The 21,947-nt window shown below is 71.0% G+C and carries 20 protein-coding genes; 15 read left to right on the top strand and 5 right to left on the bottom strand.

All coding sequences use genetic code 11. The features are described 5' to 3' along the window. Position 1: 1 nt before the first annotated feature. Together ACK4YQ_RS16595 and tldD are read right to left on the bottom strand one after the other, a co-directional pair. Entirely contained in the window at positions 2 to 2,062 is a 2,061-nt protein-coding gene (locus ACK4YQ_RS16595) for a TonB-dependent receptor plug domain-containing protein (RefSeq protein WP_409612802.1), read from the bottom strand. 117 nt (positions 2,063 to 2,179) lie between these two features. Continuing rightward, a complete protein-coding gene (tldD, locus tag ACK4YQ_RS16600) occupies positions 2,180 to 3,610 on the bottom strand; it encodes a metalloprotease TldD (RefSeq protein WP_409612803.1) in 1,431 nt (476 codons plus the stop codon). Between the two features lie 300 nt (positions 3,611 to 3,910). Between tldD and coxB the strand changes: the two genes are divergently transcribed. The 12 genes from coxB to ACK4YQ_RS16660 all read left to right on the top strand — a co-directional run bounded on the left by coxB (position 3,911) and on the right by ACK4YQ_RS16660 (position 15,409). Further along, on the top strand, positions 3,911 to 4,846 hold the full coding sequence (gene coxB, locus ACK4YQ_RS16605; RefSeq protein WP_409612805.1) for a cytochrome c oxidase subunit II: 936 nt from the start codon (positions 3,911 to 3,913) through the stop codon (positions 4,844 to 4,846). Positions 4,847 to 4,863: 17 nt separating this feature from the next. After that, positions 4,864 to 6,519, top strand: coding sequence for a cytochrome c oxidase subunit I (ctaD, locus tag ACK4YQ_RS16610; protein ID WP_409612807.1), 1,656 nt, complete (start codon positions 4,864 to 4,866; stop codon positions 6,517 to 6,519). Positions 6,520 to 6,605: 86 nt separating this feature from the next. After that, on the top strand, positions 6,606 to 7,571 hold the full coding sequence (cyoE, locus tag ACK4YQ_RS16615) for a heme o synthase (protein ID WP_409612843.1): 966 nt from the start codon (positions 6,606 to 6,608) through the stop codon (positions 7,569 to 7,571). Beyond that, complete coding sequence (locus ACK4YQ_RS16620; RefSeq protein WP_409612809.1) at positions 7,568 to 7,720, top strand: hypothetical protein; 153 nt, start codon at positions 7,568 to 7,570, stop codon at positions 7,718 to 7,720. The genes cyoE and ACK4YQ_RS16620 overlap by 4 nt, the downstream gene beginning before the upstream one ends. Then, the gene (locus ACK4YQ_RS16625; protein ID WP_409612811.1) at positions 7,698 to 8,342 is read left to right on the top strand and encodes a cytochrome c oxidase assembly protein; all 645 of its coding nucleotides are present in this window, start codon (positions 7,698 to 7,700) and stop codon (positions 8,340 to 8,342) included. Before ACK4YQ_RS16620 ends, ACK4YQ_RS16625 begins: the two co-directional genes overlap by 23 nt. A gap of 78 nt (positions 8,343 to 8,420) precedes the next feature. Beyond that, the gene (locus ACK4YQ_RS16630) at positions 8,421 to 9,296 is read left to right on the top strand and encodes a cytochrome c oxidase subunit 3 (protein ID WP_409612813.1); all 876 of its coding nucleotides are present in this window, start codon (positions 8,421 to 8,423) and stop codon (positions 9,294 to 9,296) included. A gap of 21 nt (positions 9,297 to 9,317) precedes the next feature. Further along, positions 9,318 to 9,677, top strand: coding sequence for a DUF983 domain-containing protein (locus tag ACK4YQ_RS16635; RefSeq protein ID WP_409612814.1), 360 nt, complete (start codon positions 9,318 to 9,320; stop codon positions 9,675 to 9,677). Then, positions 9,670 to 10,395, top strand: a complete 726-nt coding sequence (locus ACK4YQ_RS16640) for an SURF1 family protein (RefSeq protein ID WP_409612816.1) — start codon at positions 9,670 to 9,672, stop codon at positions 10,393 to 10,395. Before ACK4YQ_RS16635 ends, ACK4YQ_RS16640 begins: the two co-directional genes overlap by 8 nt. Beyond that, the gene (gene thrC / locus ACK4YQ_RS16645) at positions 10,395 to 11,786 is read left to right on the top strand and encodes a threonine synthase (protein ID WP_409612818.1); all 1,392 of its coding nucleotides are present in this window, start codon (positions 10,395 to 10,397) and stop codon (positions 11,784 to 11,786) included. The genes ACK4YQ_RS16640 and thrC overlap by 1 nt, the downstream gene beginning before the upstream one ends. Further along, on the top strand, positions 11,773 to 13,056 hold the full coding sequence (locus tag ACK4YQ_RS16650; RefSeq protein WP_409612819.1) for a M16 family metallopeptidase: 1,284 nt from the start codon (positions 11,773 to 11,775) through the stop codon (positions 13,054 to 13,056). The genes thrC and ACK4YQ_RS16650 overlap by 14 nt, the downstream gene beginning before the upstream one ends. A gap of 49 nt (positions 13,057 to 13,105) precedes the next feature. Next, positions 13,106 to 13,717 (top strand): GNAT family N-acetyltransferase, encoded by a 612-nt coding sequence (locus ACK4YQ_RS16655; RefSeq protein ID WP_409612821.1) that lies wholly within the window; start codon positions 13,106 to 13,108, stop codon positions 13,715 to 13,717. 33 nt (positions 13,718 to 13,750) lie between these two features. Beyond that, positions 13,751 to 15,409 (top strand): putative bifunctional diguanylate cyclase/phosphodiesterase, encoded by a 1,659-nt coding sequence (locus ACK4YQ_RS16660; RefSeq protein WP_409612823.1) that lies wholly within the window; start codon positions 13,751 to 13,753, stop codon positions 15,407 to 15,409. 110 nt (positions 15,410 to 15,519) lie between these two features. Here the strand turns inward: ACK4YQ_RS16660 and ACK4YQ_RS16665 are convergent, their stop codons facing one another. After that, positions 15,520 to 16,113: a YqgE/AlgH family protein gene (locus tag ACK4YQ_RS16665; protein ID WP_409612825.1), complete on the bottom strand. Its 594-nt coding sequence runs from the start codon at positions 16,111 to 16,113 to the stop codon at positions 15,520 to 15,522. 113 nt (positions 16,114 to 16,226) lie between these two features. Between ACK4YQ_RS16665 and ACK4YQ_RS16670 the strand changes: the two genes are divergently transcribed. Together ACK4YQ_RS16670 and ACK4YQ_RS16675 are read left to right on the top strand one after the other, a co-directional pair. Next, a complete protein-coding gene (locus ACK4YQ_RS16670; RefSeq protein WP_409612827.1) occupies positions 16,227 to 16,709 on the top strand; it encodes a peroxiredoxin in 483 nt (160 codons plus the stop codon). Between the two features lie 93 nt (positions 16,710 to 16,802). Beyond that, on the top strand, positions 16,803 to 17,984 hold the full coding sequence (locus tag ACK4YQ_RS16675) for an amidohydrolase family protein (RefSeq protein ID WP_409612829.1): 1,182 nt from the start codon (positions 16,803 to 16,805) through the stop codon (positions 17,982 to 17,984). A 4-nt stretch (positions 17,985 to 17,988) separates the two neighbouring features. Here ACK4YQ_RS16675 and ACK4YQ_RS16680 read toward each other — a convergent pair whose 3' ends face one another. Continuing rightward, entirely contained in the window at positions 17,989 to 19,125 is a 1,137-nt protein-coding gene (locus ACK4YQ_RS16680) for a patatin-like phospholipase family protein (RefSeq protein WP_409612831.1), read from the bottom strand. Positions 19,126 to 19,219: 94 nt separating this feature from the next. Then, positions 19,220 to 20,959 (bottom strand): acyl-CoA dehydrogenase, encoded by a 1,740-nt coding sequence (locus tag ACK4YQ_RS16685; protein ID WP_409612833.1) that lies wholly within the window; start codon positions 20,957 to 20,959, stop codon positions 19,220 to 19,222. Between the two features lie 202 nt (positions 20,960 to 21,161). Here ACK4YQ_RS16685 and ACK4YQ_RS16690 point away from each other — a divergent pair. Beyond that, positions 21,162 to 21,947 (top strand): cytochrome b (locus ACK4YQ_RS16690; protein ID WP_409612835.1); only part of this gene is annotated, 786 nt, incomplete at its 3' end.

A 21,947-nucleotide genomic window follows, 5' to 3' on the forward strand; every position in this document is an offset into this window, starting at 1 on the left:
TCTAACCGCCGAAGCTCTTGCGGACGCGCAGGTAGTACATGCGGCCGAACTGGTAGTCGCGGTCGTCGACGTAGGCGACGGGGTTCGCCCCGCGCGGACCTTCATAGACCGTGCGGGTGTAGCGCAGGCCCCGTTCGGTGACGTTGGGCAGCTCCAGCCGGACCGCCAGATCGGGCTGGGGCTTCCATTCGACGAAAGGACGCACGTAGGTCTTCAGCTTGACGTCGTAGACCTGGTCGAAGCGGTAGGACGTCTCGCGCCAGCCGCCGAACACGTCGACGCCCCAGTTCACCCGCCACTTCGGCAGGTCGTGGGTGAAGTGCGCCTCCCACTCCACGGGGCGCAGGTCGGAGATCTCGCGGGACTCGCCGGTGGTCGGGTCGGTGACCTCGGACCTGCGCCAGGTGCTCTCGGCCTGAAGCTGGGCGCCCTTCAGCCCGATCGGGTCGAAGGGCAGGGTGAGGTTGACGATCAGTTCGTCCTTGGTCCCCTCGCCGATGTTGGCCGGGGCGTCGAAGGTCTCGGTGGCGCCGAAGACCGGGGCGCGATCGACCACGTCGCTCAGTTCCGAATGGCGCACGGCGACCACCAGGGCGCCCTTGGTCCAGAACCGCCGCTCGAAGGCCGCCTCGGCCACCCAGGCGCTTTCCGGCTCCAGGTCCGGATTGCCGGCCGTGACGTCGCCGCTGCTGAGGGAGGAGTCGGCGACGAAGTCGTCGAAGTCGAGCTGGCCGACCGTGCGCTCCAGCCGGGCGCGGAACTGGGTGCGTTCGTTCGGCGCCCAGGTGAGGGCCAGGCGCGGCTTGGGAAAATAGAGGGTCTTCTCCAGGCCCACGTCGCCCTCGGAGGACACCGCCGAGCCCTCGCCCCGCAGGCCGGCCTCCACGGTCCAGGCCGGGCGCGGCTTCCAGACCGCCTTGGCGAAGACCTCGCCGCGCTTCTCCTCCACCTTCACATTGGCGGCCGGCAGGTCGACGGGGGCGCCCTGCTTGACGTAGCGGGTCTGGCTTTCGAGCTGGTTGAAGGCCCCCTCGGCGCCGGCCTCGAAGGAGAGCGAGGGGCTGTGGCGATAGCTGAGAACCCCGCGGACGATCGATTCGCCGGTCTCGCGGTCGAGGTTGAAGGCTTCGGTGTAGCCGGTCTGCGCGAAGCTGGCGCCGAAGAGCTCCTCGCCCCGCTGGAACAGGCCGATCAGCTCCAGGTTGGAGCGGGCGTTCAAGGGACGGGAGTAGCGAAGGCCGAGCTCGGCCTCGCGGGTGTCGTCGCCGTCGTGGCTGCGCTCCACGTCGGGCCCGGGGAAGGTGACGAACTGGACCTCGTCGTAGTCGAAGAAGTCCTGAAACAGGCGGCCGTTGACGCGCAGGGTTCCGCCCAGGGCCGGCATTTCGTAGGCCCCGGTCAGGGTGGTGGTCTCGCCGTTTCCGTTCGCGTCCATCGCCGCCAGCCGCAGCGGCGCGCCGTTGCGGTCCACCCGCGTGCGCGGCCCTTCGCCGGCGCCGTCGTCGATGCCCTCGCCCCAGCGGGCGCTGGCCTCCCAGTTGCTCTGGCCGGTCCCGCCCGACGCCTCGAGCCGCACGCCCACGGCGTTGCGCCCGTCATAGACGTGGTTGTTGGCCACGGCCGCCAGGCCGCGGAAGCCGCCGCCGTCCTTGCGCACGACATTGGCCAGGACGGCCTTGCCCTGCATGTCGACGCCCGGCGCGCCGCCGCGGATCAGCTCGACGCGGGCGACGGCGCTGGCCGGCACCCGGCGCAGGATCTCCTCCAGGTCGTCGGTCTTGGTGATCGGCCGCTTGCCGTCGATCAGCACGTTGCCGGCCGCGCCCTCGAAGCCGCGCACGCTGTCGCCCTCGTCGAAGGCGAAGCCCGGCAGGCGCTGGATCATCTCGAAGGCGTTGGCCGGATTGGCCGAGGCGAAGAACGCCTGGTCGTAGGCGATGACGCCGTTCGCCGGCGCCGGGCCCGCCGGCGGCGCGCCTGCGGCGGGGGCGGGCGCAGGCGCAGGCGGTTCCCCTGCGGCGGCGGCGGCCAGGATCGAGGCGGCGGCGGCGATATGTAGCATGTTACGAGCTCCCCAGGTCCGCAGGTGGCCTGGGTCGCTCCGTGCACGCCAATTAAATCCCGGACAGGTAGATTAATTCGCAGAAACGTTTCCTGCGATCACCCGCGCCGCGGAAGATCAGACCCCGGTGCCGCCGACGGTGAGGCCGGTGATCTTCAGCGAGGGCTGGCCGACCCCGACCGGCACGCTCTGGCCGGACTTGCCGCAGACGCCGATGCCGGGATCGAAGGCGAAGTCGTCGCCGATCATGGTGACGCGGGTCAGGGCCGAGGGACCGTCGCCGATCAGGGTCGCGCCCTTGACCGGGGTGGTGACCTTGCCGTCCTCGATCAGATAGGCCTCGGTGCACTGGAAGACGAACTTGCCGTTGGTGATGTCCACCTGGCCGCCGCCGAAGTTGGCGCAGTAGAGGCCGCGCCTGGTGGAGGCGATCATCTCCTCGCGGGTCGAGCTCCCGCCCATCATGGCGGTGTTGGTCATCCGCGGCATCGGCATGTGGGCGTAGGACTGGCGCCGGCCGTTGCCGGTGGCCTGCATGCCCATCAGCCGGGCGCTCATCCGGTCGTGCATGTAGCCGACGAGGACGCCGTCCTCGATCAGCACCGTGCGCTCGGTGGGGGTGCCCTCGTCGTCGACGGTCAGCGAGCCGCGGCGCCCGGCGATGGCGCCGTCGTCGAAGACGGTGACGCCGGGGGCGGCCACCCGCTCGCCGATGCGGCCGGAAAAGGCCGAGGTGCCCTTGCGGTTGAAGTCGCCCTCCAGGCCGTGGCCCACGGCCTCGTGCAGCAGCACCCCGTTCCAGCCGGGGCCGAGCACGACGTCCATCTCGCCGGCGGGGCAGGGGACGGCGTCGAGGTTGACCAGGGCCTGGCGCAGGGCCTCCTCGACCTGCTCGCGCCAGCGCTCGGCGGTGATCCAGGTCTCGAAGCCGGCGCGCCCGCCGGCGCCGGTGTAGCCGCTCTCGCGACGGCCGTCCCGCTCGACGGTCACCTGCACGTTGATGCGCGACAGCGGGCGCACGTCGCGGATCAGCCGGCCGTCGGCGCGCAGCACCTCGACCACCCGCCGCTCGCCGGCCAGGGTGGCCATCACCTGCACCACGCGCGGATCGCGGGCGCGGGCCCAGGCGTCGATCTCCTGCAGCAGGGCGACCTTGTCGGAGAAGGCGGGGGAGGCCAGCGGGTCGTCCTCGCCGTAGAGCTTCTCGTTGGTGGCCCGGGGCGGCTCGGCCGCGACGCCGGCGTAGCCCCGCTTGGCCAGGGCCGCGGAGGCGCCGGCGCGGCCGATGGCGGCCTCGGAGATCTCGCTGGAGTGGGCGTAGCCGGCGGTCTCGCCCGCAACGACCCGCAGGCCGAAGCCTTCCGAGGAATCGTAGTTCGCCGACTTCAGCCGCCCGTCGTCGAACAGGAAGGACTCGCTCTCGGCCCGCTCGACGAACAGCTCGCCGTCGTCCGCTCCCGCCAGGGCCTCTCCCAGCAGGGTGCGGGCGCGCTCGGGAGCGACGCCGTGGGATTCGAGAATGGAGGCGGCGGGGCTGATCGCGTTCATGAATTACCTTCGGGTCTGGTCGACCACAGATAGGGAGCGGGCCGCCCTGCGTCACCCTTCTAGGCGTGGTTGCGGCCCTTGGACCCGGCTCTGCGTCAGATCGTCTCAACGTAGCCGTTGAGCTATGTCAATGCGCCGCCGGATGGGGCTTCAATCGCCTTGGCAATCCCTGGGAGAGCGCGTATGCACGCGCGCTGAGGGGCTGCTGATCGGCGTGTCGATCGAGTCGGGCCCTTGGATCCAGTCGGCGGCGGCGATCGAAAAGCGCGCGGCGCAGCCGGCCAAGCAGACCGAGGGGACATGAAGTCGAGGTTTCAGGGTATGCGGACGCTGGCGGCGGGGGCCGCTGCGGGCGCAATGACGGCGTTTTGGGGCGTTTCCGCCCTGGCCGAAGAGTTGCTGGGCCAACCCACGCCCGGCGCGATCGACCTGCAGCGGGGCGTCACGCCCCTGCGTGAAGACGCGATCTTCTTCCACAACGCCATCCTTCTGCCGATCATCACGCTGATCTGCCTTTTGGTGCTCGGCCTCCTGATCTGGGTGATGGTGCGCTACAACAAGCGCGCGAACCCGATCCCGGCGAAGTTCAGCCACAACACCACCATCGAGGTCATCTGGACCCTGCTGCCGGTGCTGATCCTGGTCTTCATCGCCATCTTCTCGTTCAAGCTCCTGTTCGCCTACCACGACATGCCCAAGCCGGACCTGACGGTGAAGGCGACCGGCTACCAGTGGTACTGGGGCTACGAGTATCCGGACCAGAACGTCTCCGAGTTCGTCTCGAACATGCTTCCGGAAGACGAGGCCAAGGCGAAGAACCTGCCCTACCGCCTGGCGGCCACCGAGCCCATGGTGGTTCCGGTGAACAAGACGGTGCGCGTGCTGGTCACCGGCGCCGACGTGATCCACGCCTTCGGCATTCCCTCGTTCGGCGTGCTGATCGACGCGATCCCGGGGCGGGTGAACGAAACCTGGTTCAAGGCGGACCGGGTCGGCACCTTCTACGGCCAGTGCCGCGAGCTCTGCGGCGTCGACCACGCCTTCATGCCGATCGAGGTCAAGGTGGTGAGCCAGGCGGAGTTCGACGCCTGGGTGGCCTCCAAGGGCGGCGGCGCCCCCGCCGCCGAGGCGGCCCCGGCCGCCGCCGCGCCGGCCGAGGCTGCGCCCGCAGCGTCCGCCGAACCGACCCCGCCCGCGACCGCCGCGCCGGCCGCCCCCGCGCCCGCCGCAACCTGATCCGAGGATAGCGTAAGATGGCTCAAGCCTCCGCCCACGATCACCACGACAGCCACGACCACAAGCCCAGCTTCTTCGTGCGTTGGCTGTTCTCGACCAACCACAAGGACATCGGCACGCTCTACCTGCTGTTCGCCATCATGGCGGGCCTGGTCGGCGGCGCCCTGTCCGGCCTGATCCGCTGGGAACTGGCCGAGCCGGGCCTGCAGGTGTTCACCCAGGGCTCGCTGCTCGACCAGCTCGGGCTGATCCAGGCCTCCAAGCACGGCTACAACGCCGTGGTCACGGCCCACGCCCTGATCATGATCTTCTTCATGGTCATGCCCGCCATGATCGGCGGCTTCGGCAACTGGTTCGTGCCGATCATGATCGGCGCGCCGGACATGGCCTTCCCGCGGATGAACAACATCTCGTTCTGGCTGCTGTGCTCGGCCTGGGTGCTGCTGGTCTGCTCGATGTTCGTCGACGGCGGCCCCGGCCCCGGCTTTGGCGGCGGCTGGACGCTCTATCCGCCGCTGTCCACCACCGGCCACACCGGCCCGGCCATGGACCTGGCGATCCTGTCGGTCCACCTGGCGGGCGCCAGCTCGATCCTCGGCTCGATCAACTTCATCACCACCATCTTCAACATGCGCGCGCCGGGCATGACCCTGCACCGGATGCCGCTGTTCGTGTGGGCGGTGCTGGTCACGGTCTTCCTGCTGCTGCTCTCGCTGCCCGTGCTGGCCGGCGCGATCACCATGCTGCTGACCGACCGCAACTTCGGCACCCACTTCTTCGACCCCGCCGGCGGCGGCGACCCGATCATGTACCAGCACCTGTTCTGGTTCTTCGGGCACCCGGAAGTGTACATCCTGATCCTGCCGGGCTTCGGCATCATCAGCCACATCGTCTCGACGTTCTCCAAGAAGCCCGTGTTCGGCTACCTCGCCATGGCCTACGCCATGGTCGCCATCGGCTTCATCGGCTTCATCGTCTGGGCCCACCACATGTACACCGTGGGCATGGGCATCAACCTGCGCGCCTACTTCGTGGCCGCCACGATGGTCATCGCGGTGCCGACCGGGATCAAGATCTTCTCCTGGATCGCCACGATGTGGGGCGGGTCGATCGACTTCAAGACGCCCATGCTGTGGGCGATCGGCTTCATCTTCCTGTTCACCGTGGGCGGCGTGACCGGCGTGGTCCTGGCCAACGCAGGCGTCGACTACCAGCTGCACGACACCTACTACGTGGTGGCGCACTTCCACTACGTGCTGAGCCTGGGCGCCGTGTTCGCGATCTTCGCGGGCTTCTACTACTGGTTCGAGAAGATGTTCGGCGTGAAGTACCGCGAGTGGATGGGCGCGCTGCACTTCTGGATCACGTTCATCGGCGTGAACCTGATCTTCTTCCCGCAGCACTTCCTGGGCCTGCAGGGGATGCCGCGCCGCTACATCGACTATCCGGAAGCCTTCGCCCAGTGGAACTACGTCTCCTCGGTCGGCTACGCGATCACCGCCGTCGGCGTGGGCGTGTTCCTGCTGGTGCTCCTGGAAGCCGCCATCATGCGCCGCAAGGCCGAGGCGAACCCCTGGGGCGAAGGCGCCACGACGCTGGAGTGGACCCTGTCCTCTCCGCCGCCGTTCCACCAGTTCAACGAGCTGCCGGTGGTCAAGCCCGACCTGCACTAGGCGCTCGCATCTGACCTGACGGGGGCGCGGGCCGGCGACAATCCGGCGCGCGCCCCCGACTCCATTAGAGAGTATTCTCCGTGGCCATGACGCCCACGCTGTCCGCTTCCCGATCGCCTGCCACCTGGCGGGACTTCCTTCTGCTCCTGAAGCCGAGGGTGATGTCGCTGGTGGTGTTCACCGGCGTGACGGGTCTGGTCTGCGCCGACGTGCCGGTGAACCCGGTGCTCGGGGCGGTGGCGATCCTGTGCATCGCCGTGGGCGCGGGCGCCTCGGGCGCCCTGAACATGTGGTACGACGCCGACATCGACGCCAAGATGCGCCGCACCCGCGGCCGGCCGGTGCCGGCGGGCCGGGTGCAGGGCGCCGACGCCCTGGCGCTGGGGATCGTGCTCAGCCTGTTCTCGGTCCTGCTGATGGCGATGGCGGCGGGCTGGGTGGCGGCGGGGCTGCTGGCCTTCACCATCTTCTTCTACGCCGTCGTCTACACGATGTGGCTGAAGCGCTGGACGGCGCAGAACATCGTCATCGGCGGGCTGGCCGGCGCCCTGCCGCCGGTGATCGGCTGGGCCGCGGCGACGGGGACCGCCCCGCTCAACGCCTGGCTCCTGTGCGCCATCATCTTCATGTGGACCCCGCCGCACTTCTGGGCGCTGTCGCTCTACACCAGCGAGGACTACCAGAAGGCCGGCGTGCCGATGATGCCGGTGGTGGCCGGAGCCGCCTCCACCCGCCGCCAGATTCTGATCTACAGCCTGCTGTTCGTGCCGGTCTGCCTGGCGCCGGCGTTCACCGGCCTGGGCGGGGCGGCCTATCTGGGAGTCGCGGCGGCCGGCGGGCTCCTGTTCCTGGTGCTGGCCTGGCGGGTGTTCGTCAGCCGCGCCGGCGACAGCGCCGAGGAGCGCAACGACGACGGCCTCTACGACGTGCGCGCCGGGGCCAAGGACGCGCGCAACCTGTTCGCCTTCTCGATCCTCTATCTGACGCTGCTGTTCGCCACCCTGCTGGGCGAGCACCTGGCGGGCGCTCCGGCGCTGGAGCTGCTGTCATGAGCGATCCCAACCGCGAGAGCGAAGCCCACGGCCGCGCGCGCCGCGGCCGCAACATCGCCCTGGCCCTGGGCCTGGCGCTGTTCGCGCTCCTCGTCTTCCTGATCACCCTCGCCCGCCTTGGCGCCAATGTCTTCAGCCGACCCTTCTAAGCCCCCCGCCCCGTCCGCCACCGCGCGGCGCAACAAGCGCCTGGCGATCATCTGCGCCACGGTGTTCGTGGGCATGATCGGGGCGGCCTACGCGGCGGTGCCCGTCTACCGCGCCTTCTGCCAGGTGACCGGCTTCGACGGCACCGTGCGGCGGGCCGAGGCGGCGCCGGACAAGGTGCTGGACCGCAAGCTGACGATCCGCTTCGACGTGAACACCCGCAACCTGCCCTGGGACTTCAGCGCCGAGCAGGTGTCGCAGGACGTCAAGCTCGGCGAGACCGCGATGGCCTTCTTCAAGGTCACCAATCACGGCGACAAGCCCGTCACCGGCCGGGCGATCTACAACGTCGTGCCCGAGAGCGCTGGCGCCTATTTCCGCAAGCTGCAGTGCTTCTGCTTCTCGGACCAGACGATCCAGCCTGGAGAGACCATCGAGTTTCCGATGATCTATTTCGTCGATCCGGAGTTCGCGACCGACTTCGAGACGAAGGGAAAGAGCGAGGTCACTCTCTCCTACACCTTCTTCCCGGCGGTCGACGCGCCCCCGGAACCCCAGCGCGCCCAAGCATCGCACGTCCAGGGGCCTTCGCCCCTTGGCGGGACGCAGGCGGCGGGGCTATAGCACCACGCAAGACCTTGCGCCGGTCGGGAGAGACCTGAGGGGCCGGCGCCTGGAGAGGATAGAGGGGTTAGGACCGAAATGGCCCACGAAGGCGTCAAACACGACTACCACCTGGTCAACCCGAGCCCGTGGCCGCTGACCGGCTCCGTCGCCGCGACGATCATGGCGATCGGCGGCGTCATCTGGATGAAGGGCCTGTTCGGCCTGGACAAGGGGACCTCCTGGGTCTTCTTCGCCGGCCTGGCGGGGGTGCTCTACACCATGTTCGGCTGGTGGTCGGACGTGGTGAAGGAAGCCAACGCGGGCGACCACACCCCGGTCGTCTCCATCGGCCTGCGCTACGGCATGATCCTGTTCATCGCCTCCGAGGTGATGTTCTTCGTGGCCTGGTTCTGGATCTTCTTCGAGATGGCCTTGTTCCACGGCCACCGGACGCTGTCCTCGATCGAGGAAGTGCGCCTGGCCTGGGCCACCTGGCCGCCGCACGGCATTGAGACGGTGCCGGCCTGGAACCTGCCGCTGGTCAACACCCTGATCCTGCTGCTGTCGGGCACCACGGTGACCTGGGCGCACCACGCGCTGCAGCAGGGCGACCGCAACGGCGCCAAGATCGGCTTGGCCCTGACCATCGCGCTCGGCGTGCTGTTCACCTCGGTGCAGGCCTACGAGTACCACCACATCCTCGAGCACAAGTACTTCTTCTCCGAGGAGGCGGCGAACTCCGGCCTCTACGGCTCGTCCTTCTTCATGGCGACCGGCTTCCACGGCTTCCACGTGCTGATCGGCACCATCTTCCTGGCGGTCTGCCTGATCCGGCTGCTGCGCGGCGGCTTCACGCCCAAGCAGCACTTCGGCTTCGAGGCGGCGGCCTGGTACTGGCACTTCGTCGACGTGGTGTGGCTGTTCCTGTTCGCCTTCATCTACGTCATCTTCGGCGGCGCGGCGGGGCACTGATCCCGCCGCCTGGAGCAGAGCATGGCCTCACATAATCCGTTGTTGGCGGGCCTGACCGGCCGCTGCCCCAACTGCGGCGAAGGCCATCTCTTCGAGGGCTTCCTCCGGGTCGCCCCCCGCTGTGAAGCCTGCGGCTTCGATCTGGCGAAGGCCGATTCCGGCGACGGGCCGGCGGTCTTCGTGATCCTGATCGCCGGCTTCATCGTGGCCTTCGGCGCCCTGTTCACCGAGTTCGCCCTGCACCCGCCGGTATGGGTGCACCTGGTGCTGTGGCTCCCGGCCACGCTGGTGATCTCGCTTCTCCTGCTGCGGCCGCTGAAGGGAATCATGCTGGCCGCCCAGTTCGCCAACAAGGCGTCCGAAGCCCGCAGCGATGACTGACCGCACGGCCAAGGCGCCGGTCGGACTGACCATCGCGGTCCTGATCTCGCTGGCCATCCTCGTCTCCCTCGGCGCCTGGCAGCTCCAGCGCCTGAAGTGGAAGCAGGACCTGCTGGCCGAGATCGCCGCCCTGCAGGCCGCGCCCTCCCGGCCGATCGCCCCGGCGCTGGAGCGCCTGGCCGACGGCCAGACGGTCGACTTCACCCGGGTCACGGCGGTCTGCCCGGGGCTGGCCCAGGCCCCCTTCCTGCAGCTCTACGCCCTCAAGGACGGCCAGGCCGGCGCACGGCTGGTCTCGGCCTGCGCCCTGGAGGGCGGACCCTACGGCGCGATCCTGGTGGACCGCGGCTTCGTGGCCGACACGATCTCGGCCCGCCCGCCGGTCGACCCGGCGGACCGCACGCCGGTCGAGGTGACCGGCGTCCTGCGCGCGCCGGACCCGGCCACCTTCGTCACCCCCGCCAACGAGCCGGACGCCAACCGCTGGTTCTCCCGCGACGTGGCGGCGATGGCGGCCAGGCTCGGGGCGCAGCGGCCGGCGCCGGTGTTCCTGATGGCCGAGACCTCGACCAATCCGCAGTGGAAGGCGCTGGAGCCGGCGGCGCTGCCGGCCGAAATCCCCAACCGCCACCTGGAGTACGCCATGACCTGGTTCGGCCTTGCCGCCGCCCTTGTCGGCGTCTATGCCGCCCTGCTTTGGAAGAGGCGGAAGGCCTGATGCGCTACGTGTCCACGCGGGGCGACGCGCCCGCGGTCGGTTTTGTCGATGCGGTCCTGGCGGGGCTTGCGCCGGACGGCGGCCTCTACGTGCCCGAGGAGTGGCCGCGGTTCACTCCGCAGGAGATCGCCGCCTTCGCGGGGCGCCCCTACGCCGAGGTGGCCGCCGAGGTCCTGGCCCGTTTCGCCGGCGAGGAGATCGACCGCGCGATCCTGGACGAGATGTGCGCAGAGGCCTACGCCTCGTTCACCCACGCCGCCGTCGTGCCGCTGGTGCAGCTCACCCCGCGGGCGTTCATGGCCGAGCTGTTCCACGGGCCCAGCCTGGCGTTCAAGGACGTAGCCATGCAACTGCTGGCGCGCCTGTCGGACCACGTGCTGGGCCAGCAGAAGCGCAGCCAGACCATCCTGTGCGCCACCTCGGGCGACACCGGCGGGGCGGCGGTCGAGGCCTTCCGCGGCCGGTCCAACACCCGCATCGTGGTGATGTTCCCGGAGGGCGGCATCAGCGAGGTGCAGCGCCGCTTCATGACGACGGCGGTGGAGGACAACGTCCGCTGCGTGGCCGTGGCCGGCACCTTCGACGACTGCCAGGCGATCCTGAAGACGGCCCTGGCCGACGGTTCGCTGAAGCAGCGGGTCGGCCTGTCGGCGGTCAACTCGATCAACTTCGCCCGCATCGTGGCCCAGGCGGTCTACTACTTCACCAGCGCGGCGGCCCTGGGCGCGCCGCATCGCGAGGTGGCCTTCGCCGTCCCGTCCGGCAACTTCGGCGACGGGTTCGCCGGCTACGTCGCCAAGCTGATGGGCCTGCCGATCTCCAGGATCGTGGTGGCGACCAACTCCAACGACATCCTCGCCCGCGCCTTCCAGGAGGGCCGCTACGCCCGCGGCGCGGTGACGCCGACCCAGTCCCCGGCGATGGACATCCAGTCGGCCTCCAACTTCGAGCGGCTCTATTTCGAGTGCGTGCGCCGCGACGGGCTGGAGACCGCCCGCGCCTTCACCGCCTTCGCCGAGGCCGGGGTGATCGACATCCCGCCCCAGGCCCTGGCCACCATGCGCGAGACCTTCACGGGCGTGGCGATCAGCGAGGGCGAGACGGCCCGCACCATGCTGGCGACGCTGCACGACACCGGCGAGATGATCGACCCGCACACCGCCGTGGCCGTGGCCGCCCTGGGCCGCACCGGAGAGGCGGCCGCGCCCGTGGTGGTGCTGTCCACGGCGCACGCCGCCAAGTTCCCCGAAGCCGTGAGCGCGGCCACCGGCGAGGCGCCGAAGGCGCCGCCTGTCGCCGCCTCGCTGGCCGGCAAGGCCGAGCGCTTCGACCGGCTGCCGGCGGACGCCGCCGTCATCAAGGACTATGTCCTGGCCTTTGCGGAAAGCTGACCTCCCCCCGCCGCGCGTCCACGCGCTGGCCAACGGCGTGCGGGTCGTCTGCGACCCGATCCCGGGACTCGAGACCGCAGCGCTCTCCGTCGTCGCCGGCCGCGGGGCCCGCTACGAGGACGCCGCCCGCTCGGGCTGGTCGCACCTTCTGGAGCACATGGTGTTCAAGGGCGCGGGCGCACGCTCGGCCCGCGAGATCGTCGAGGCGATCGAGGGCGAGGGCGGCCACATCAACGCGGCCACGGGCTATGAGCGCACCAGCTTCCAGGTGCGGGCCCTGGAGGGCGGGCTCGACCTCGGGCTCTCGGTCGTCGCCGACCTGGTGCTGCGTCCGACGATGGACGCCGCGGACCTCGCCCGCGAGAAGCAGGTGGTGGGCCAGGAGATCGCCGAGGCCGCCGACACCCCCGACGACCTGGTGTTCGAACTGGCCCAGGAAGCCGCCTATGGCGACCATCCCCTGGGACGCTCGATCCTCGGCACGGTGGGGTCGATCGGAACCGCCGAGCCGCAGACCCTGGAGGCCTGGCGCGCCGCGCTCTATGCGCCGGAGGGGCTGGTGATCAGCGCCGCCGGGGCGGTGGACGAGGACGAGCTGCTGCGGCTGGCCGAGCGCGATTTCGGCGGAGCGGCGGCCGGGGGCGAGGCGCCGCCCGCGCCGCAGGGCCAGTTCGTCGGCGGGGTGCGGCCCCTGGCCAAGCGGCTGGAGCAGGCCAACCTCGTCTTCCTGCTGCCGGCGGTCGGGCTGGCCGACCCGGACTATTTCGCCCTGCGGCTGTTCGCCGAGATCCTCGGCGGCGGCATGGCCTCGCGCCTGTTCCAGGAGGCGCGGGAGAAGCGCGGCCTGGCCTACGCCATCGACGCCTATGCGGACACCTACGCCGACGCCGGCGTGCTGGGGGTGTTCGCCGGCTGCGCGGCCGGCGACGCGGCCGAACTCGCCAGCGTGGCGGCCGGGGAGATCGCCGGCCTGGCGGGCTCGGTGACCGGCCCCGAGCTCGCCCGCGCCAAGGCGCAGCTCAAGGGCTCGATGTTCATGGCGCGGGAATCGCCGGTGGCGCGGGCCGAGCAGGCCGCCGGCCAGGTGCTGCTGTTCGGCAGGGCCCTGCCGGCCCGGGAACTGGCCGACCGCATCGACGCCGTCGGCGCCGGGGACCTGGCCCGCCTGGGCGGGGCGATGCTGGCGCCGAAAAGGGCCGCCTGCGCCGTGCTGGGCCCCAAGGCGGCGCTGAAGGCCGGGGACGTCTTCCAGCGGGCCCTGTTCCCTTGAGAGGCGCGGCGGTCTTGACGGCGCTCCCATAACCGGGACGTGTAGCGCCATGGCGTTGCTGGACTGGATGGCGCCGGAGAGCGGCCTGCGGATCGAAGGCGACGGCGTGCGCCTGCGCCCGCCGCGCGCGGCCGATTTCGCCGAATGGCGGGACCTGCGCAGCCGCTCGCGCGAGTTCCTGCAGCCCTGGGAGCCGACCTGGCCGGTGGACGACCTCAGCCGAGCGGCGTTCCGCCGGCGGCTGGCCGCCTACGCCCGGGACCGGGAGGTGGGCGCGGCCTATCCGTTCTTCGTGTTCCGCGCCAGCGACGGCGCCCTCACCGGCGGGGTGACCCTGTCGAACGTGCGCCGGGGCGTCGCCCAGATGGCCTCGGTCGGCTACTGGTGCGGCCAGCCCTTCACCCGGCGCGGCTACACCCTGGCGGCGGTGAAGGCGGTCGCGCAGTTCGCGTTCCGGACGCTCGCCCTGCATCGGCTGGAGGCGGCCTGCCTGCCGCACAACACCCCCTCGCGCACCCTCCTGAACAAGGCCGGGTTCGAGGAGGAGGGCCACGCCAAGGCTTATCTGAAAATTAACGGCGTTTGGCGAGATCATGTCCTGTTCGGCATGGTCTCCACGCTCCCAGCGCGCGACGAGCCGGACTTTGGTGTTTCGGTCTGACCGGCGGCCCGCGGCCGGTCGAAATGTGGGGCAATGGCAAGCGATCGCTGGATCTGGGACGCCACCTCGACGCTTGAGGCGCTGGGGGCCGCAGACGTGGCGCTGTGGTTCTGGGAGCCTGAGCGCGATCGGCTGCTCCTGACCGGCGCGTCGCGCGCCCTCGGCCTCGGCCCGCTCGCCCCCGAATGCTCGTCCGCCGCCCTGCGCGCCCTGGTGCTGCCGCAGGACAGGGCCTTCGCCGACGACATCTTGCGCACCCAGGAGCCGGGCAGCGAGATCGCCGTGCGCATGCGCATGCGCGGCTCGGGCGTATGCATCTGGCGCGGCGTCTGGCTGGAGGAGGGCGTGCGGGCGGCCGGCGTGGTGGCGCCCGAGACCAAGTTCGCCGCCTCCGACACCGATGCGCTCACCGGCCTCCTGGACCGGCGCAGCTTCGTCGCCCGCGCCCGCGAGCGGCTGCAGACGCCCGGCGCGCAGGAGCTGGTCGTCGCCGACCTGGATCGCCTGCGCCGCCTGAACGAGGCCCTGGGCCACGAGCGCGCGGACCTGGTGCTGGCCGCCCTCGGCTCGCGCCTGGCGGCGGCGTTTCCGCCGGGGGCCCTGCTGGCCCGGGTCGGCGAGGACGAATTCGCCGTGCTGACCCCGGTCTCCGGCCTGCGCGCCGCCGAGATCCTGCGCGCGGCGCTGGAGCAGCCCCTGCGGGTGGCCGGCTTCGACATCCATCCGACCCTGTCCATCGGCGCCGTCGAGGCCCAGGGCGGGGAGGACGCGCCGGAGGCGGCCGAACTCCTGCGCCGGGCCGAGCTGGCGGTGGAGGCCGCCAAGAGCGGCGGGCGCGGCGGGGCGGCGGCCTACGGCCGCTCGCTCGAGAGCGACGGGCTTTCACGCCTGGCCCTGGAGGCGGACCTGCGCGGCGCCCTGGGCCGGGGCGAGCTGACCCCCTTCTACCAGCCGATCGTGCGGCTCTCGACCGGGGCGCTGTCGGGCTTCGAGGCGCTGGTGCGCTGGCGCCATCCCCGTCGCGGCCTCCTGACCCCCGACCAGTTCCTGCCGCTGTGCGAGGAAATGGGGCTGATGAGCGAGTTGGGCGCGCACATGATGCGCGAGGCCGCCAAGCAGCTCGCCACCTGGCGGCGCAACCACCACGACGCCGGCGAGCTGACGGTGGCGGTGAACCTCTCGACCGGGGAGATCGACCGGCCCGACCTGGTGGCCGACGTCAAGCAGATCCGCCGCGAGACGGGACTGCCGCCCGGGGCGCTGAAGCTGGAGGTCACCGAGGGCGACGTGATGCGCGACCCGGAACGGGCGGCGGTGGTGCTGCGCAGCCTGCGTGAGGCCGGCGCGGCCCTGGCCCTGGACGACTTCGGCACGGGCTTCTCGTCGCTCTCGTACCTGACGCGGCTGCCGTTCGACACGCTGAAGATCGACCGCTACTTCGTGCGCACCATGGCCACCAACGAGGGCTCGGCCAAGATCGTCTCCTCGGTGGTCAAGCTCGGCCAGGACCTGTCGCTGGAGGTGGTGGCCGAGGGCGTGGAGAACGCCGGCATGGCCCGCCAGCTCCTGTCGCTGGGCTGCGACTACGGCCAGGGCTTCGGATACGCCCCGGCGCTGTCGGCCCAGGAGGCCGAGGTCTACCTCAACGAAAGCTACGTCGACGGCGCCGCCCCGGTGAAGCTGCGCGGCTAGAGCCTGACCCGATCAGGTGAAGCGACCTGATCGGGATCATCAGGCTCAATCTCCTTGAATCAGAGCGCAGTCTATCCGCCGAACCGGTGTCCACTTCGGCGGATTGCGCCCTAGGCCCGGCCGGCCTGGGCGGTGAGGAACTGCGGGTCGATCCCCAGCTTGGCCAGGGCCCGGCTCCACTTGTGCTCGTGGTCCGCCCCGAAGATCAGCTCCTCGTCCGGTTCGCAGGTGAGCCAGACGTTGTTGCGCAGCTCGTCCTCGAGCTGGCCGGCGCCCCAGCCGGCGTAGCCCAGGGCCATCATCGAGCGGCGGGGCGCGCCCTGGTGGCTGGCCATGGCGGCCAGCACGTCGCGGGTGGCGGTCAGGGTGACGCCCGGAGCGACCGGGACGCTGGCCTCGCTGGCCGAATAGTCGTCGGTGTGCAGCACGAAGCCCCGCTCGCGCTCTACCGGGCCGCCCATCAGCACCAGCTCGGAGGGGGCCTCCTCCGCGGCGGGGATGTCCAGCCGCGTGAGCAGGTCGGGCAGGGTGAGCCCCTCCACGGGCCGGTTCACCGCCAGGCCCATGGCGTGGTTCTCGTCGTGCGCGCAGACCAGGACGACGGCCCTCTCGAAGCGGGGATCGCCGATGCCGGGCATGGCGATCAGGATCTGGCCCGAGAGAAATCCGTCGTGGCCCGGCGATAGGGTGGGATCAGTCGCCATGCCCAGACATTTGAGCCGGATCGCGGCGCTTTCAAGTCGTCTCGGACGCGAAGGTGTTGCAGGCGGCCGCCGCGTTGTTATCTGCATTGCGCCCATCCTGGGAGGAGAGAGACATGACCATCAAAGCCGGCGACACGCTGCCCGCCGCCACCCTGACCGCCGCCACCGCCGAGGGCCCCCGGCCGCTCTCCACCGACGACATCTTCAAGGGCAAGCGCGTGGCCCTGTTCGCCGTGCCCGGCGCCTTCACCCCCACCTGCTCGGCCAAGCACCTGCCGGGCTTCAAGGAGAAGGCCGCCGAGATCAAGGGCAAGGGCGTGGACACCATCGCCTGCGTCTCGGTGAACGACGCCTTCGTCATGAAGGCCTGGGGCGAGAGCCAGGGCGTGGGCGAGGACATCCTGATGCTGGCCGACGGCAACGGCGACTTCACCCGCGCCCTCGGCCTGGAGCTGGACGGCAGCCGCTTCGGCATGGGCCAGCGCTCGCAGCGCTATTCGATGATCGTCGACGACGGCGTGGTGAAGGAGCTGAACGTCGAGGAAGGCGGGGAATTCCGCGTGTCCTCGGCCGACTACCTCCTGGCCCAGCTCTAGGGCGCGCCGAAGATGTGGGGCCGCACGGTTGACGGGCGGCCCCGTCCGGGCGCCAAATCCTCCCAATAAGAAGAACATCAGGGAGGACGCCCCATGCCCTATGTGGAGGGGTTCACGGTCCATGACGCGGATTCGCACGTCATGGAGCTGCCGGGAACGATCGACGGCTACATCGAAGCCCGCTACCGCGAGGCGTTCGCCGAGCGCACCCGAAAGCCCGACGCGGACCTGTCGTGGGTCGAAAAGGCCCGCGCCCTGCAGGCCGAGCCCGGCTTCCGCGCCGGGGACGAAGCCAACCTGCTGCTGCGCAAGAACTATCAGGCGCTGGGCGCCTTCCTGAAGCACGACCGGCCGCGCACCCTGGACCTCCTGGGCTTCGCCAGCCAGCTCGTGTTCACCACCGCCGCCCTCGGCAACTACGGCCTGGAGGAGAGCGGCGACGTGGAGTTGGCCCTGGCCGCGGCCGAGGCCCACAACCGCATGATGACCGACTTCTGCTCGGTGGACCGCCGGCTCCTGGCCACGGGCTACGTGCCGCTGGTGGACCGGGCCCAGGCGCCGAAGATCGCCCGGCGGGCCATCGACATGGGCGCCAAGGGTCTGATCATCCCCTCGCGCCATCCGCCGGGCCATTCGCCCAGCCACGTCGAGCTCGACGCCCTGTGGGCGATCGCCCAGGAGGCGGGCCTGCCGATCCTGTTCCACGTGGGCGGCGAGGAGAAGATGCACTGGTCCTACGCCAAGACCGGCCTGCCCCAGGTGCTGGACTTCCACGGCGGAGCGGAGAACTTCACCTCCACCAGCTTCATGACGATCCCGCTGTCGGTGTGGCAGACCATGGCGGTCCTGATCTTCGACGGGGTGCTGGACCGCTTCCCGAACCTGAAGTTCGGGGCGATCGAGCTGGGCGCGTCCTGGGCGCCGAGCTGGATGAAGTTCATGGACTCGGCGGCGGCGGCCTTCGGCAAGGAGGAGCGGCTGCAGAAGCTTTCGGCGCGGCCGAGCGAGATCGCGCGCCGGCAGTTCCGCATCACCCCCTATCCGCACGAGGACGTGGCCTGGATCATCGACAACACCGGCGAGGAGATGCTGCTGTTCTCCTCCGACTTCCCGCACGTGGAGGGCGGGCGAAATCCGCTGAAGCGGTTCAACGAGTCCCTGGAGGGGACCAGCAAGACCGCCCGCCGGCGCTTCTACCGCGACAACTTCATCGACCTGATGGGGGCGGGGCTAGACCCGGCGCTGCACGACGCGCCCCAGCGCGCCGCCGCCTAGCGGGTCAGTCGGGGGCGACCGCCTCGTCCTGCGGCCGGGGCGCCGGGGTGGACCACAGGTCCGGACGCTGGGCGCGCTCGACCGCGGCGTCGAAGATGCGGCGCATGGCGTCGGTGTCGAAGTTGAGCATGCTGCCGTTGGCCGGGTCGTCCTCGATGGCCGTGGCGCTGAGCGGCAGGCCGTGGGCCGCGCAGAAGGTCGCCGCCGCGCCCAGGGCGTTGCGGTAGGAGAAGCGCAGCATGGTCTCGAAGCTGCGGATCAGGATCGAGGCGAGGTTGGCGTGGGTGGTGTGCGGCGCCTGCTCCAGCACCGTGTTGACGATCACGTAGATCCGGCCGCCGGCCAGGCGCTGGCCCAGCTCGTGCCAGCGCAGCAGCGGCTCGGGCATGATGAACAGCGGCGCGGCGACGCCGCCGTCCACGTGCATCTCCTCATAGACCACCCCGTCCGCCTGGCAGGTGAAGCGCCGCGGGGGGAAGATGCCTGGCATGCTGGCCGAGGCGACCAGGATGTCGCGGAACAGGGCCGCGGCCTGGGGGCCGCCGCGCGAGGCGATCTCGCCCATGTCCCACATGCAGGTCTTCTGGCGGTCGAGGTCGGTGGTGCTGACCAGGAGCCGCCGGCCCAGCGCATGCTCGCGGGCGACGGCCTCCATCAGGGCCGCGTCAATGAACGGGTCGATCAGGCTTTCGAGGGCCGCGGCGTTGAACATGCCGCCGCCGAAGGCCGGCGCCAGCCGGGTCAGGCTGAGCGCGCCGGCCGCATAGCCGCCGGTGTAGGCGTGGGTGAGACGTTCGTCCCACTCCGGCCCCAGGAAGGCGAAGGGGGCGAGCAGGGCCCCGGTGCTGACGCCGGTGACGATGGCGAACTTGGGCCGCGCCCGGGCCTTGGTCAGCCCCACCAGCACCCCGGCCCCGAAGGCCCCGCCGGCCGCGCCCCCGGAGATGGCGAGGATGTCGAAGGCCTCGGCCTCGGCGCCCGGCGCCGGCAGGGCCAGGCGGTCGGCCGCCGCAACCAGGGAGCCCTCGGCCTCGTCGATGGTCAGGCGCACGCCCTCGAACCCGGCGATCTCGGCGCGCACCCCGGCGGGCGGCGCCGGCAGGCGGGTGGAAAACAGGGAACGCTTGGGCGTGGAGGCCATGGCCGCACATGTACAGCACGGCGAGCCGATGCGCATGGGTCCCGCGCTTGCGCGCCCGCAGCGCTCCATGCGGGGGGCGGGGGCGGCGGGGCGCCTACGCCCCCATCGCCTCGGGGGTGGCGGCTTCCAGGTCGGCGGCGCCGGCGGTGACGGCTTCGGCCAGGCCGGGGGCCTGGGCCAGGACCTGGGCGGCGTAGACCCGGGCCAGGGCGGCCTTGTTGCGCGACCAGGCGTCCTCGCCCGTGGCGGCCAGGGCCTGCAGCCCCAGAATCCAGCCGCCGGCCACGTCGCCGGCCAGCTTGAGGTAGGGGGTGGCGCCGGCCAGGGCCTCGGGGCCCTTGTGGGCGAGGGCCCAGTCGGTCGCCCGCTCCAGGGCGGCGACGCCGGCGTCGAGGCGCGCGCCGACGGTCTCGAGCCCGGCCGTGGCCGACAGCGTCCTGGCCGTGGCGGCCATGTCGGCGCACAGGGCGTCCATGGTCGCGCCGCCGTCCATGTTCAGCTTGCGGCCGATCAGGTCGATGGCCTGGATGCCGTTGGTGCCCTCGTAGATCGGGGCGATGCGGGCGTCGCGATAGTGCTGGGCCGCGCCGGTCTCCTCGATGAAGCCCATGCCGCCGTGGATCTGCACGCCCATGGAGGCGACCTCGACGCCGACGTCGGTGGACCAGGCCTTGGCGATGGGGGTGAGCAGTTCCTGGCGCGCCCGGGCGGTCGCGCGGACGCTGTCGTCCGCGGCGAGGCGGCCCAGGTCGGACAGGACGCCGGTGGTCAGGCAGATCCCGCGGGCGGCCTCGATCCTGGCCTTCATCAGCATGAGCGAGCGGCGCACGTCCGGGTGGCCCCAGATCGCGCCGTCGGCGGCCCAGGCGGCGCGGCCCTGGCGGCGCTCCTGGGCGTAGGCGAGGGCCTGCTGGTAGGCGCGCTCGGCGATGGCCACGCCCTGGACGCCGACCTGCAGGCGCGCGGCGTTCATCATCACGAACATGTGGGCCAGGCCCTCGTTGGCCGTGCCGACGAGTTCGGCCCTGGCGCCCTCGAACAGCATGACGCAGGTGGGCGAAGCGTGGATGCCGAGCTTGTGCTCGATGGAGCCGGGGCGAAGGTCGTTGGCGGCGCCGAGGCTTCCGTCCTCGTTCACCAGGCGCTTGGGGGCGAGGAACAGGCTGATGCCCTTCACCCCGGGCGGGGCGTCGGGCAGGCGCGCCAGCACCAGGTGGCAGATGTTCTCGGCCGCGTCGTGGTCGCCCCAGGTGATGAAGATCTTCTGGCCGGTCAGGCGATAGCCGCCCTCGCCGTCGGGCTCGGCCCGGGCGGCCACGGCGGCGAGGTCGGAGCCGGCCTGGGGCTCGGTCAGGTTCATGGTGCCGGTCCACTCGCCGGACACCAGCTTCGGCAGGACGAGACGCTTCTGGCGCTCAGTCCCGTGCAGGTGCAGGGCCTCGATCGCGCCCTGGGTGAGCATGGGGCAGAGGCCGAAGGCCATGTTCGCCGCATGCACCATCTCGAAGACCGCCAGCTCCATGGCCTTGGTCAGGCCCTGGCCGCCGTATTCCTGCGGCGAGGACAGCGAGTTCCAGCCGTCGGCGACGAAGGCCTGGTAGGCTTCGGCGAAGCCGGGGGCGGCCGTCACCTTGCCGTTGGCGTAGGTCGCGCCCTGCTGGTCGCCGATGCGGTTCAGCGGCGCGAGCTTCTCCTCGGTAAAGGCGCCAGCCGCGTCGAGCACCGCAGCGATGGTGTCCTCGTCGAGCTCCGGAAAGGCCTCGGCCACCAGGGCGGCGTGGCCGACGGTCTTGAGCGCGAACGCCAGGTCGCGGGTGGGGGCGCGGAACGACATGCAGGACTCCTCTGCGGGATCGGCGCTGTTTAGGCCAAGGCGGGCCGCGGGTAAAATCCGCGCGACCAGACCGGCGCAGGATCAGGCGCCGCCGTTCCACCTGGGGGAGAAGACGCCGCCCGCGGATTGCGATCGTAACAGCTGCGCTTACATTCCGGCGGGCGGCCGAACCGATCCGCAAGACCCGAAGGGAGCCCCCTGGATGAAAGACGTCCCCGCCTCGTCCGCCGCCGGCCAGAGCCGTTATTCGGCGGTCGCCATCGTGCTGCACTGGACGATCGCGGCGGCCATCATCCTGCAGATCGTGCTGGCTGGACGCATGGAGGGGCCGGCCAGCCCCACGGTGTTCGCCGTCACCCAGCTGCACAAGTCGATCGGCATTTCGATCCTGCTGCTCAGCCTGGTGCGGATCGGCTGGCGGCTGTTCAACCCGCCCCCGCCGGAGACCTATCCGATGGCGCGCTGGGAGCATGTGCTGGCGCGGATCGTCCACTGGGGCTTCTACGTGCTGATGATCGCCGTGCCCCTGACCGGCTGGATCATGGTCTCCACCAGCCGCCTGGCCTTTCCGACCCTGCTGTTCGGCGTGGTCCCCTGGCCGCATGTCCCGGGGCTCGAAGGCCTGGAAGGCGCGGCGCGGAGCGCCTGGCACGAGGTGGGCGAGGTCGGGCACGACGTGCTGGTGAAGGGCATCTACGTGCTTCTGGCGCTGCACGTGGCCGGCGCCCTGAAGCACCAGTTGCTGAAGCCCGGCGAGCCGGTGCTGGCGCGCATGGCGCCCGGGGCGGTGGCGGGACGCGTGCTCGAGCCGCGGATCCTGGCGATCCTCGTGGGCGTGGGGGCGGTGATCGCCTTCGGCCGCCTCTACACCCCGCCGTCGGCGACGGCGCCCGCCCCGGCGATCGCCCGGACGGACGCTGCGCCGGCCGCGCCGACGACGGAGGCCGCGCCCGCGCCGCCAGCCGCGCCGGACGCGGCGCCCGCCGAG

The sequence above is a fragment of the Phenylobacterium sp. genome (assembly GCF_046291545.1).
Classification (GTDB): domain Bacteria; phylum Pseudomonadota; class Alphaproteobacteria; order Caulobacterales; family Caulobacteraceae; genus Phenylobacterium.